The organism is Pradoshia sp. Z5_111 (genome assembly GCF_058267535.1).
Window position 1 is genome coordinate 328,628 of sequence record NZ_JBZCPQ010000004.1, and the last position, 13,753, is coordinate 342,380.

At 37.8% G+C, this 13,753-nt stretch carries 10 protein-coding genes; all 10 read right to left on the minus strand.

The annotated features are described in order from the left end of the window. Positions 1-398: 398 nt before the first annotated feature. Positions 399-1,145 (minus strand): cell division protein FtsQ/DivIB, encoded by a 747-nt coding sequence (locus tag AC4D4A_RS11115; RefSeq protein WP_490995957.1) that lies wholly within the window; start codon positions 1,143-1,145, stop codon positions 399-401. Positions 1,146-1,613: 468 nt separating this feature from the next. Beyond that, the gene (gene murG, locus AC4D4A_RS11120; RefSeq protein WP_490995958.1) at positions 1,614-2,702 is read right to left on the minus strand and encodes an undecaprenyldiphospho-muramoylpentapeptide beta-N-acetylglucosaminyltransferase; all 1,089 of its coding nucleotides are present in this window, start codon (positions 2,700-2,702) and stop codon (positions 1,614-1,616) included. Positions 2,703-2,885: 183 nt separating this feature from the next. After that, positions 2,886-3,986 (minus strand): stage V sporulation protein E, encoded by a 1,101-nt coding sequence (gene spoVE / locus AC4D4A_RS11125; protein WP_490995959.1) that lies wholly within the window; start codon positions 3,984-3,986, stop codon positions 2,886-2,888. A gap of 141 nt (positions 3,987-4,127) precedes the next feature. Further along, positions 4,128-5,480, minus strand: coding sequence for a UDP-N-acetylmuramoyl-L-alanine--D-glutamate ligase (gene murD / locus AC4D4A_RS11130; RefSeq protein WP_490995960.1), 1,353 nt, complete (start codon positions 5,478-5,480; stop codon positions 4,128-4,130). 1 nt (position 5,481) lies between these two features. Further along, entirely contained in the window at positions 5,482-6,456 is a 975-nt protein-coding gene (gene mraY / locus AC4D4A_RS11135) for a phospho-N-acetylmuramoyl-pentapeptide-transferase (protein WP_490995961.1), read from the minus strand. Between the two features lie 4 nt (positions 6,457-6,460). Further along, positions 6,461-7,951 (minus strand): UDP-N-acetylmuramoyl-L-alanyl-D-glutamate--2,6-diaminopimelate ligase, encoded by a 1,491-nt coding sequence (locus AC4D4A_RS11140; protein ID WP_490995962.1) that lies wholly within the window; start codon positions 7,949-7,951, stop codon positions 6,461-6,463. A gap of 215 nt (positions 7,952-8,166) precedes the next feature. Further along, positions 8,167-10,095, minus strand: coding sequence for a stage V sporulation protein D (locus AC4D4A_RS11145; RefSeq protein ID WP_490995963.1), 1,929 nt, complete (start codon positions 10,093-10,095; stop codon positions 8,167-8,169). Positions 10,096-10,219: 124 nt separating this feature from the next. Next, positions 10,220-12,424 (minus strand): penicillin-binding protein, encoded by a 2,205-nt coding sequence (locus AC4D4A_RS11150; protein WP_490995964.1) that lies wholly within the window; start codon positions 12,422-12,424, stop codon positions 10,220-10,222. Further along, a complete protein-coding gene (gene ftsL / locus AC4D4A_RS11155; protein ID WP_490995965.1) occupies positions 12,424-12,774 on the minus strand; it encodes a cell division protein FtsL in 351 nt (116 codons plus the stop codon). Before ftsL ends, AC4D4A_RS11150 begins: the two co-directional genes overlap by 1 nt. Before the next feature lie 38 nt (positions 12,775-12,812). After that, positions 12,813-13,745 carry a 16S rRNA (cytosine(1402)-N(4))-methyltransferase RsmH gene (gene rsmH / locus AC4D4A_RS11160; protein WP_490995966.1) on the minus strand — a complete coding sequence of 311 codons (933 nt, stop codon included), beginning with the start codon at positions 13,743-13,745 and terminating at the stop codon, positions 12,813-12,815. Positions 13,746-13,753 lie beyond the last annotated feature (8 nt).

Below are 13,753 nucleotides of genomic sequence, written 5' to 3' on the forward strand. Positions count from 1 at the left end.
CTTCAATAGCTATCTATATTATGTTTGAGCTTTTTGAAACCCTACAAAACAACTATTCGCCAAAACCCTTTATTATCCTGTTATTTCATGTAAATTATCAGGATGTATAAAGAATGTCTGTTTTTTAATGATAAGAAATATTTCAGAAAAACAATTTGTTACTTCATATTACCTTATTAACTACAAGTCTACACCAATATGAACGCCTAGAAAAGTCAAATTTGTAGCATATATCATATAAAAAAAGAATTTTCTCACATCCGACCAATTCATTCTGTTTTATTTTAGAAAATTAAGCTACTGAAATAATACGGTATGTCCTAATTGGCTGAAAATTTACATCCTATGATTCTTTTAATGTTTCTAATTATAATTCTTCGAAATTCTTCATTATGAATCTAATAAGAATGGAAATATGAACCAACCTCGAGATCGATAACCCCTTTGCTGCCTTCCTCTAATTGACTCACAATTGCAGCATAATGCACCAGTTTATCAGCAAGAGTTTCTCCACTCGCTGTTACTTCAAAACCGTCATTCATGTAAAGAGTGACTTTCGTTTTATCCGTCTTAGATGGATTATGGTGAATCTCTGATATTGAGTTCATCACATCCTCGGACATTTCTTCAAGCTGATCAATAACGATTGACAAAGGTTTCCCTTCTTTAAATGAAACGAGTAAAGGGCCCGAATCAGGAATATGGCTTAGCTTCTTGTCCAATATCTTACCATTTGATAATATCGGATAATATTCCTTTCCCTTTTGTACATAAGCGGTGTATTTATACTCACTGACTTCTAATGTTATATGGTTGGGAAATCCTTTTTTTAATCTGACATCCTCAATCTCGGGATGTTTTTTGATCGTTTTTTCAATTTTGTTAGCTTTAATCTCCCAAATATTATCATCTACTTCCAAACCGCTTTGCTCAATGATTTCTTTATCTGTCAAATACGCATTGCCTTCCACTTGTATAGATTGGATTCGACTTAATGGAGATTGCAAATAGATAATACTGAATATAAGTAAAAAGAAAATCGTTAACAGCCCGATTAGGCGCCTATTTGCTTTCTTTTTTCTCATCTGTTTCAATTTAGGAATTCGATCTTCAAGAGATACCAAATTCTTATCCAATACAAACACCTCATTTAACCAACAACTAAGAATCTGCATACCCTCGTCGTTTTACATATACATAATAAAATACTCACCATGATATATTGCGAAATTATATCGATAGAAGAAGATTTTATTTTTCAAGTTTCAAAGAAGATATTTACCAAAAATTGATAGACAACACATCAATTATGAGAAAATTATAACATATTATCTCTTATTTTTTTCTGCTTTTTTTATAGGATGAATCTAGAAATCCGCTTCCGATCCCATCGTTTTAAAAAACTTAGACGATTGGATTATGATGAATCGGAAGGGATCATGTACTGATTTATCTTAGCAGACCATCATTCGGTAAAGCCGGCATATCTAATAAATCCTTTAATGATGATTAGAACATGACATAAATCTAAGTCATCAAACGATAGCCATGCATGTTATCTTCCATACCCGAAAAATTTTTCTATACATTTTTTGATTTTTAATTCGTTTTATTTACTGCAGATCCTGCATGATTTTCAACAACCGCTCAGCTGAATCAGGTATACCCATTTGCTTCGCTGACTTCTTCATAGATTCAATCCTATCTGTATCGAGCATAATTTCATCAATCGCTTTTATTAAGGTGACCCCATTTAATTCACTTTCTTTTATCATGGTTGCTGCCCCTTTTTGTACTAAAGCCTGCGCGTTCTTTTCCTGATGATTATTCGTTACATATGGACTTGGAATCAGGATACTGGCTATTCCCAATGCTGTTAATTCAGCCAAAGTGGTCGCTCCTGCTCGCGATACAACCAAATCAACTGAAGGCAGTATTTCTGGCATATTGTGTATAAACGGTTTTACAATGACATTATCCGGAGTTCCTACTAAATCGAGCTCTTCTTTTACAGATTGATAATGAACATCACCAGTTATATAAATAATTTGGTATGGTTTATCCTTTAATACTTCAATATTTTTTAAAACAGCTTCATTAATTGCTTTTGCTCCACGACTTCCTCCGAATATGAGCACAGAAGGAATGCCTTTCTTAATCCCTAGTTGCTGGATTGCATTTGAGCCAATATGTGACACAACCTCTGAACCCCTCGGATTTCCTGTAAAGACTACTTTTTCCTTCGGGAAATATTGCCGAGCCTCTTCAAAGCTTATAGCCACTTTATTAACATATCGACTTAAAAATTTATTTGTTAAACCTGGTACGCTATTTTGTTCATGTATAATCGTTGGAATTTTCATTTTGGACGCTGCATAAACAACCGGTCCACATACATAACCGCCGGTTCCGATGACGACATCTGGCTTAAACTCTTTTAATAGTTTTTTGCTGTTTGAAACACCTTTTAAGAAGCGCCATATAGTTTTGACATTTTCTAAGCTTAAAGATCGTTTAAATCCTGTAATCTCAATCGCTTTAAAATCAAGACCCTCTCGACTGACGAGGTCTTTTTCTAATCCTTTTTCGGTACCTATATATAGAAAAGATGCCTCCGGATTTAACTTCTTAATTTCTCTTGCCATGGCCAGTGCAGGATAAATATGTCCTCCCGTACCTCCACCACTTAATACTATTTTCATGATTGATTCACCTTTCACTTTACATACATTGTTTCTAACTATTTGATTTACCCATATTCTACTACACTCTAAACCAGGTTTACATAGGTTCTTCATTATATATATTACTTAAAAATACCATTATACTTAAATAATGATAATCTGTAAAAAAAAAGAAGCTAAATGAATCAGCTTCATGGCACTCTAATAATTAGAATACCTGCTTATATTCAGCAATACACCAACCGCCATTAACATCAAGGTTAACGAAGAACCTCCATAGCTTAAAAACGGTAATGTAATCCCAGTAACTGGCATAAGTCCTGTCACAACACCAATATTGATCATCACCTGTATAGCAATCATAATGATGATGCCAACCGCTAAAAAGGATCCAAATAAATCAGGTGCTCCAAGCGCAATTCTGATACCTCTCCATAGTAAGAGAGAGAATAATAGTATAACAAGCGAACCACCTATAAAACCCAATTCTTCGGAGAGAATAGCAAAGATGAAATCTGTTTGCGGTTCAGGCAAATAGAAGAACTTTTGTCTGCTTTGGCCCAGACCAAGCCCAAACAAACCGCCAGGTCCGATAGCATAGAGTGACTGAATGATTTGAAATCCACTTCCAAGAGGATCCTGCCAAGGGTCAAGAAATGATGTAATTCTCTTCATCCGGTAAGGTGCGGATATAACAAGTATAACAAAGCCAGCAACCCCAAGCATCCCAAGACCTACGAAGTGGCTTATCCTGGCACCTGCAATAAAAATCATCGCTATACATGTTCCTACCATTACAGTTCCTGTTCCAAGATCCGGCTGCATCATAATTAACCCAAATGCTAAAAAGACAAGACCTAAAGAGGGGGCTAATCCTTTTTTAAAAGAAGTTATGTACTTTTGTCTTTCAGATAAAAATTTAGCAAGAAAGACGATCATCGCCAGCTTCATAAATTCAGAAGGTTGAATGGAAAAAGCCCCTACTCCAATCCAACTCCTCGAACCATTTCTTAATGTTCCTATTCCTGGGATGAGTACCACCAGCAATAAAATAAAACAAATGATGATTAAAGGCTTTGCCCATCTTCTCCAATTCCAATAATCAATATTCATAATAACGAGCATAGCCACAATTCCTACACCTGCAAATAATAATTGTCTCTTTGCAAAGAAAAAGGTGTCATCAAATTTATAGGTAGCCCATATTGCACTGGCGCTATATACCATGATTAGCCCTATTGAAAGCAAGGAAAACATTGCGATGATTAAAATAAAGTCAGGAGTGGTTTTTTTTGCAGGCACTTCCATGCACCTCTTCGTTTTAAATTAGGGAAGTATTTCCAGGCGTGATAAATGCTAACAAAAAGAGACGACTTCAAAATCGTCTCTATTGCATTTAGGCAGTGCCTTTCATGAGAAATACTGACTCTCCGAACAAGCTCCCTATTTTAACTTATGCACGGCATCCATAAACATGTCTCCCCGGGCTTCAAAAGTTTTATATTGATCCCAACTTGCACATGCCGGTGAAAGTAAAATAGTATCGCCACTTTCTGAAAGTTTATATGCTTCATTGGCGGCTATAGCTACATTATCGACATGTTTGATTATAGATATCCCTGCTTTCTGTGCAGTTTTCGTTAATTTCTCAGCTGTTTCTCCAAAAACAATCATTGCCTTAACATGAGTGAGAAGCGGAATTAATTCATCAAATTCATTTCCTCGATCCAAGCCTCCGGCCAATAAAATCAGCGGGCTCTTAAATGATGATATAGCAGCTGATGCAGCCAGAATATTTGTTGCTTTGGAATCGTTATAAAATTTTCGTCCATTTATTTCTGCAACAAATTGAGTACGATGTTTAACACCGCTGAATGTTTTTAGTACATATTGAATCGCTTCATTAGCTACACCATATAATTTAACAGCAGCAACAGCGGATAAAATATTTTCGAGATTATGCTTACCAGGCAATACTATCTCATCTATAGCAATAATCTTTTCATCTCTGAACCAAATAAATCCGTCTTTCGTGTAAGCACCTGTTTCATCCACGGATACAGTGCTAAATGGAACTGAAATAGCAGCTGAGCCCTCTGCAGCCTTTTTAGTAGGCTCCTGGTTGGCATTAAACACGATGAAGTCAGTATCTTTTTGGTTTTTGGTTATTTGTGCTTTAGCAAATGCATATTCATCTTTCGTCCCATGATAATCCAAATGGGCATCAAATAGATTTAAATAGACCGAAATATAAGGTCTGAACGTTTGAATTCCCATCAACTGAAACGAAGACAATTCAATAACAATGACATTCTCCGCCGTTGCTTCCTGAGCCACTCCGCTCGCTACCGTCCCTATATTCCCGGCTATAAGCGGCTTTTTTCCTCCGCGTTCAAGCATCTCGTAAATCAATGTTGTAGTTGTTGTTTTTCCGTTCGTACCTGTTATTCCAATAAAAGGAGCCTCAGATATTCGGTAAGCAAGCTCTACTTCAGTAATAATTTCTATATTCTTTTTCAGTGCTTCCTGTATCATCGGATTTGTATATGGAATCCCCGGGTTTTTTACGATTAACTCGAACCCTTCATCCAATAATTCAATCGGATGGCTGCCGCAAACGACCTTAATACCTTCTTCCAGTAAACCTTGAGCTTCTGGGTTTTCATTCAAAGGCTTAAAATCATTTACAGTTACAAAAGCACCAAGTTTATGCAAAAGTGAAGCCGCACTTACCCCGCTCTTTGCCAGCCCGAGGACAAGCACTTTTTTTCTTAAATAATCATTTATTTGCTTCATATTATAACCACACCTCTAAGTAGATTCCTAAAATAGCGAAAAGCAAGCCAACCGTCCAAAACGTTACAACTACACGCCACTCTGACCATCCGCTTAATTCATAATGATGGTGTAATGGACTCATTTTAAATACACGCTTACCTGTCGTTTTAAAAGAAGCTACCTGAATAATAACGGATAAAGTCTCAATAACAAAAACACCGCCAATAATAACAAGAAGTAATTCTAATTTTAGCAATATCGCCACTGTCGCAATAGCTCCACCTAAGGCAAGTGATCCGGTATCACCCATAAACACCTTCGCAGGATGAGCATTAAAAACCAGGAATCCCAACACAGCCCCGACAACAGCTACACAGAATAAAGCAATATCATACTCTTTTAAATCCCAGGCTAATACAGCAAATGCTCCAAACGCGATAGCAGAAGCCCCAGATACCAACCCATCAAGACCATCAGTTAAATTGACAGCATTCGAAAAACCGACTAACCAGAAAATAATAATAAAGATGTAAAACCATCCAAAATCAATGCTGTAATCAGTCAATGGAATACTAATTTCAGTAGACATATTGCTCTGTCTCATAATGAAATAAAAGATACAGGATATAACTATTTGCCCAAGCAATTTTTGTCTGGATGTTAATCCAAGATTTCTCTTCATGACGATTTTAATAAAATCATCCAGGAAACCAAGTAAACCAAAACCGATGGTTACAAATAGCAGTAAATAGGTTTCAGTACCCGGATCTCTAAATTTACCAGTCATTACAAGGGTTGTAACAAGGATTGACAGTAAGAATACAACCCCTCCCATCGTAGGTGTACCTGTTTTTTTCTGATGGGATTTCGGTCCTTCTTCTCTAATACTCTGACCAAATTTCAAACGTCTTAGGAACGGTATAAAAATAGGGGCGAGAAGAACCGTAATCAAGAATGATACGAGTATAGTAAAAAATAAAACTTGCTCCAACATGGTTCTACTCCCTTTCGTCTCTTCGGTTCAATTTTAATTTCTGTTCAATTGCTTCTAATGCGACTTCTTTATCGTCAAAATGATGAACTTCCTTACCAATAATCTGATAATTTTCATGACCTTTTCCGGCAATTAGGACTACATCACCAGGTTCAGCACTGAACACGGCATCATAAATGGCTTCCTTACGATCTGCGATAACTTTGTAATCATAGCCGGCGACACCATTTTCCATATCAGAAAGGATCGATAAAGCATCTTCACTCCTCGGATTATCAGATGTGAATATGGCATTTGAACTATATTCACATGCTACCCGAGCCATAATTGGACGTTTTGTACGATCACGGTCACCACCGCAGCCAACAATCGTATATACTTTTTTAGAAGCAAACTCATTGATTGTCTTCAGAACATTTTCCAAGCTATCCGGTGTATGTGCATAATCTACTATCACTGTAAATTCCTGTCCTCCGAATACCGGCTCAAAGCGACCCGTCACTCCTTTAATATTCTGTAAAGACGATAAGATTTGATCGATATGAAGACCTGAAACAAGTCCAACAGCAATGGCAGCCAGACAATTGTATACATTGAATTTTCCAATCATCGGAATTGTTATTGGACAGCTATGGTCTGGCGTTGTCAAAGTAAATTTTGTTCCTTCTGAAGTAATAATAATATCAGTTGCCCTTACATCTGCTTTTTGAATAATGCCATATGTTACGACACTGGCAGAAGTTGCTTTTTCGAACATGATGGATGCTGAATCATCCGCGTTTAAAATGGCATACTTCGGCTGATTATCCTGATAAGTATTTCCTAAACGGGAGAATAATAAGCTTTTTGCATAACGGTAATTATCCATTGTTCCATGGTAATCAAGATGGTCCTGAGTCAAGTTTGAAAAAACAGCAATATCGTAATCACAGCCAAATACACGCCCCATATCGAGTGCATGCGAAGATACTTCCATAACTGCAGTATGTACACGATTGTTTACCATATCTGCAAAGGTTTTTTGTAAGGTTAGGCTATCAGGTGTTGTATTTTTTGTTTCGAACTTTTCAGATCCAATCTTCGTATACATGGTTCCGATTAAACCAGTTGTATAGTTTGCATCCTGAAATATTCTTTCTACCAGATGACTAATTGTTGTTTTTCCATTTGTTCCGGTAATTCCGATTAAATTAAGTTTTTGTGTAGGATGGCCATAAAAGAAATCGGCCAGTAAAGCCATTAATTTTTGTGTGCTTTTAACAATTACGACAGGTACAGAGAGTGATAGAGGCTTCTCTGCAACAATAGCGACTGCTCCATTTCTAACCGCCTCTTCTGCAAGATCATGGCCGTCGACAGTATATCCCTTAATACAGATAAACAAGCTGCCTTCCTTGACCTTGCGGTGGTCATTCTCAATGGATGAAATAAGAGGGTTGCCATCTCCCTGTTTCTGTTTAAACGGTATTCTAGAGATTAATTCATCGAGTTTCATAAAACTGTTCCTTTCTTTTTAAAGCAATCTTCACTATTGTATCGTAATTTTAGCCGTTTAGAAATAATAAAGTATATAATCTTCTAGTCCGGTAAAAGAATAACCGCTTACACTTTTTTTAAATGACTAAGAGGCAGCTGAATAGAACTTTTGTCAGCTGCCAATTTGTAATTCAATGCAGAAATATCCTGGAAGCCGCACCACTTTATGACCGATTATTCCTCTGCATCATCCTCTTCAAGATATATACGGATCGAGGAACCCTCTTTTAGTTTGACACCCGCTTGCGGTGATTGCTGAACAATTCGATTTCCGCTCCCAGACTTTTCGACTTTGAAGGTAGAGTATTGCTCACCCAAATCCTTTAATGTCATTCCAATCAAATCAGGAACTTCTTCCATTCTCGGATCTAAATAGTTCTTTTCTTTCTCCACTTGGTTTTTACGCGGCTCAATTCCAAGTGCCGGCATACTATCCTTCATGATCCTTCCAACAATAGGAGCGGCTACGACCCCTCCAAATTGCACTGTTCCTTTTGGATTATCAATCGCTAAATAGACAACCAATTGCGGGTCATCAGCTGGCGCAAAACCGATAAACGAGACAATGAAATTATTTTCTAAATATCTCCCGTTTTGAGCCTTCTGGGCTGTACCGGTTTTCCCGCCAACTCGATACCCATCAACAAATGCACCTTTACCTGAACCTTGTGCCACTACAGTTTCTAGAGCTTCGCGAATTTGCTTTGATGTTTCCTTTGAGATAACATTCCTTTTCGCCTTTGGAGTTTTCTTAATGATGGTTTCACCCGTAGCTGGATTAACAATTTCTTTTGCGATATAGGGGGTATAAAGTGTTCCGCCATTAATTGCCGCCGACACAGCCATCACTTGTTGGATTGGCGTAACTGAGACTCCTTGTCCAAAAGCAGTTGTTGCCTGTTCTACCGGACCCACTCGATTTATATTAAATAAAATCCCTTTCCCTTCTCCCTGCAAATCAATACCCGTTTTTTCTCCAAATCCAAAGTCATGAATATAATTAAACAATTTTTCTTTTCCCAGTCTTTGACCAAGCTCAACGAACCCTGGGTTACAGGAGTTCTGTACTACTTCAAGGAATGTTTCTGATCCATGTCCACCGCGTTTCCAGCATCTTAAACTGGCTCCGCCGACTTTTGTATAACCCGGATCATAAAAATGGTCATTTTTCAAATCCACTTTACCTTCTTCAAGTGCCGCAGCCAGCGTAATAATTTTAAACGTTGAACCCGGTTCATACGTACTCCACACAGGTAAATTACGATTATAAATCTCGGGTGCTACATTTCTAAAGTTTGTTGGATCAAAAGTGGGTCTGCTTGACATACCAAGTATTTCACCTGTATTTGGATTAACAGCTATGGCGACAATACCATCGGGATTATATGTTTCTTCGGCAATTTCCAGTTCTCGATCGATAATCGTTTGTATTCTGTTGTCAACTGTTAACTTCAAATCATATCCATTTGCTGGAGCTTTATAGTCATCAGCCATATTCTCCATCCGTTTTCCTTTTGCATCTGCATAAAACTTTACATACCCTTTTTCTCCCTTCAGCTCATCATCATAGGCCAATTCAAGTCCCATCAACCCTTGATTATCGATACCCGCAAATCCAAGAACATGCGCCAGAGTAGATCCTTTAGGATAATAACGAATGGAGTCCTCAGCAATATACACTCCTTTTAAATCTAAGTTTCTGATTTCTTTTGCTTTATTATGGCTGATTTTTCGGCCTTCAGGTATCTTTACGATAGACGTATTTGAGGTTATGAGTTTAAAAGCTTTATCTGTCCTCATATTCAATACTGAGGCAATTTGTTTAGCTGTATCCGCTGGATTCACCACCTGGCGAGGGACAATATAAACAGTAGGGGCGGATTTATTGGTAGCATAAACCACTCCATTACGATCCTTGATTTCTCCACGTTTCGGCTCAAATGGAACATTTCTGCTCCACGAATCTTTCGCTAAGCCCGTCAGAAAATCTCCTAAATAAAACTGAACATATCCAAGTCTGATGATGATCACCAGAAATACGAACAACCCAATTAACAATGCTGCGATTAATCGTTTTCGGACAGTAATATTTGTTGCTCTCATGCCCATCCCTCCAATGCACGACTCTTTTTCACTGTATGCTTGTACCCTTTCTTTTATGTCTATGCATTATCAAAAGAAAAAAAGAGCCTGACAGCTATAAAAGCTATCAGGCTCATAAATAAATCTAATCGGATTCTACTTCCTCATCCTTAGTTTTGGAGCTATTCTCTTTTGATTTTTCATAAATGGTTTTAGGATTCTCAAATTGAACAACCAGGAAAGCATCATCCTTCATTTTTGTGCCTGCTTTTGGTTTTTGAGTAACAGCATACCCGGAGCCTGAGTTATTTAACTCTACATCCATTAAGGAAGCTGCCTTCATAACATCCCTAATTGACCATCCTGAAAAATCAGGAACTGTTAAATCGCCATCAGTCAGAAGAAGAACTTTCTCTCCTTGTATAATCTGAGATCCTGCACTTGGCGATTGTTTAGAAACACTCATTCCGTTCCCTATAACAACAGGAGTTAGTCCAAGCTCTTCAACCTTAGTCTTAGCAGTTTCAACATTCGTTTCTTTTAATTCTGGAACTTTACTCGTTGATTTTTTCTTTGTATTATCTGACTTAATATTTAAGTACTTTAATGTATTTTCCATCACCGAGTTAAATACTTGGGATACTGGAGCTGAGCCAGATTCACTTTCGCTAATCTGCGGCTGTTGGATGGCGACATATACCACAACTTCAGGATTATCCTTCGGTGCCATTCCTAAGAAAGAGAACAAATAATTTTCATGGCCTGTAGCGTAGCCCGCACCAGTTTGACTGCGTATCTGAGCCGTTCCCGTTTTCCCTATAACATCATAGCCATCCAATTTATATGGCTTACCGGTTCCTTTTTTCGAGGTTACGACCGTTTCCAATATATCCCGAACCTCAGCTGCCGTTTCTTTCGAAATAGGAGTACCTGCTACGGTAGGCTTCGTTTCTTTTATGACTTTATTGGTGTTGGAATCAGAAATTTTTTCTACTACATACGGCTTCATCATTTTTCCGTCATTTGCGACGGCAGTTGCTGCCTGAATCATTTGGATCGGCGTAACAGTTGACCCTTGGCCAAAGGCAGTCGTAATTTGTTCAGATTTATATTTATAAACAAATTTTCCGGTCGTTTCACTAGGTAGATCAATGCCGGTTTTTTTACCAAAACCAAAGCTTTCAAAGTATGTTAAAAGTTTTTCAGTTCCGATTTTTTCATCAGCCAATTTAGCAAAAGCAACATTTGAAGAACGTTGAACCCCTTCTAGATAGCTAATCGTCCCCCACCCTGCTCCACCGTTATGGTCTCTTATCGGTCTAGAGCCTTTAATCTTAAACGTGCCTGATTTATATTGTTCATTAGGATTAAATACTCCTTCTTCAACAGCAGCCGCCAATGTAAAGATCTTCATGGTAGAACCAGGTTCAAAGGATTCTTCAACCGCTAGATTCTGCCAGGTATCTGCAAGTCCATCCCTAGTGTTTAAATCAAAAGTAGGGCGCTGTGACATAGCTAATATTTTCCCTGTCTTTGGATCTGCTACGATACCAATCATTTTAGTTGGATTGTATTTCTTATTGACATCTGACATTGCGTCTTCTAAAAAGATTTGAATTTTTTTATCGAGCGTCAGCTGAACAGAAGCTCCATTTGAAGGATCGTTCACTACCGTCTCTTTATTAGGAAGAATATTACGCCATAGATCACCCTCGAACTTGATAGATCCATCCTCCTCTTGTAAATACTTATCCAATTCTTTTTCTAGTCCTAACGCTCCAGTTGTTTTCCCTGTTTCTTCATCATTCTCTACAAATCCTATTACATGTGAGGAGAAGACTCCATTCGGATAAAATCTCTTGGTATCCTTTACAAATGTGATACCTGGTAAATTTAATTCTTCGATATCATTTTTTTGTTGATGGGTTAAATCACGCCCGGCAGCACCAAATTCAGTTTGATAAAGACCCTTTTTGTTCAAGCGCCTTAATATTTCGCTTTCATCCATATCAATATGCTCAGCCAATACTCTTGCTGTTTCTTCCTTATCTACAACATGTTTAGGCTTTTTCGGATCTTCAGTTACAGATGAATTGAGGAGGGCAATTAACTTATAGGTTGACGTATCCCTTGCCAGTACCTCGCCATTTTTGTCAACAATCGTTCCTCTTTGTGCTGACAAGGTCCGGGTGACTTCATACTTATCCTGCGCTTTAGCAGCAAGCTCCTGCCCCCCGGCAACACCAGTATATTGAATATACAAAAAGCGAAAAAATACTACACAAAAAAGCAGCCCAAATATTACAAATAAGAGTGCTGCTCCCCTATTACGGCTTTTTCGATTACTCATTAATCTTGCACTACCTTAACATTTTTATCTTTTAGTGTTAATCCCAATTCTTTTGCTTTTTGCCAGATTCGGTCATATGTACTTAACTCGGCCACTTGATCTGCATAATCTTTATTAAGCTTTTCCTGGTTCTCTATCTTGCTTTCAAGTGCAATAATTTCATTATTAGTGGAGTATATATTTGCTTGCGCGGAAATGATTTTTACAGCAAAGAAAGCGATAAACAATGAGAATGTTAAATATAGAATCTTCTCACCAATCGTAATGCCGCCTTTTACTTTTATCTTCTTTGTTTTTGTTCCTACATGACGTTGCTGCTCTTGCTGAAGTTTTCTTGCTATACTACTCAAGTTTATCCCCTCCCATTAAATAATCTTTCATAATCTATTTATTTCTTTTCTGCTATTCTTAATTTAGCTGAACGCGCTCTTTTATTCGCTTCGACTTCTTCTTCACTCGGTAAAATTGGTTTTCTGGTTATCAACTTTAGATCTGGCTCGAATTCTTTCGGAATAATCGGCAAACCATGTGGCATTGGCGGTAATTCCGAATGTTCTTTAAAGAAGCTTTTGCAAATCCGGTCTTCCAGCGAATGGAACGTAATCACTGAAATTCTGCCGCCTTTATTGAGCATCGGAAGCACTTTTTCTAAAGATACTTCAAAAACTCTTAGTTCATCATTCACCGCTATTCGTATCGCCTGAAATATTCGCTTAGCGGGATGTCCGCCTTTTCGCCTTGCTGGAGCAGGTATGGCTTCCTTAATAATATCTACCAAATCAAAGGTTGTACGAATTGGCCCAATCTCTCTGGCTTGTTCGATTTTGCGGGCGATTTGTTTCGAAAATTTTTCTTCACCATACTTAAAGAATATCCGGACCAACTCTTCGTATGTCCAGCTGTTCACTACATCATAAGCTGTTAAAGGAGATGATAGATCCATTCGCATATCAAGTAATGCGTCGTGGTTATAGCTGAATCCTCTTTCCGGGGTATCGAATTGAGGAGACGAAACACCCAGATCGTATAGAATACCATCTATCTTTGTAATACCGATTTCAGCGAGTTTTTCATCAAAATAAACAAAATTACTATTAATTAATGTTACTTTGTCCATATAAGGCTCTAGCTTCTTCTCTGCATGCTTTAATGCAGTCTCATCCTGGTCAAACGATATTAATCTTCCTTGTCCGGATAAAGACTTCGCAATTAGTTCACTGTGTCCTGCGCCCCCAAGGGTACAATCTACATAGATACCGTCAGGTTTTATATTTAGTCCATCCACAGCTTCTTTTAATAGTACAGTCGTATGATTAAACATTTCTTCAC

What these genes read in the sequence shown, in the direction of transcription:
- murG (WP_490995958.1), bottom strand. Translation starts at nt 2,702, where the DNA reads ATGAAAATAGTATTAAGTGGTGGAGGTACGGGAGGACATATTTATCCT.
- rsmH (WP_490995966.1), bottom strand. Translation starts at nt 13,745, where the DNA reads ATGTTTAATCATACGACTGTACTATTAAAAGAAGCTGTGGATGGACTA.
- murD (WP_490995960.1), bottom strand. Translation starts at nt 5,480, where the DNA reads ATGAAGCAAATAAATGATTATTTAAGAAAAAAAGTGCTTGTCCTCGGG.
- AC4D4A_RS11145 (WP_490995963.1), bottom strand. Translation starts at nt 10,095, where the DNA reads ATGAGAGCAACAAATATTACTGTCCGAAAACGATTAATCGCAGCATTG.
- AC4D4A_RS11150 (WP_490995964.1), bottom strand. Translation starts at nt 12,424, where the DNA reads ATGAGTAATCGAAAAAGCCGTAATAGGGGAGCAGCACTCTTATTTGTA.
- mraY (WP_490995961.1), bottom strand. Translation starts at nt 6,456, where the DNA reads ATGTTGGAGCAAGTTTTATTTTTTACTATACTCGTATCATTCTTGATT.
- AC4D4A_RS11140 (WP_490995962.1), bottom strand. Translation starts at nt 7,951, where the DNA reads ATGAAACTCGATGAATTAATCTCTAGAATACCGTTTAAACAGAAACAG.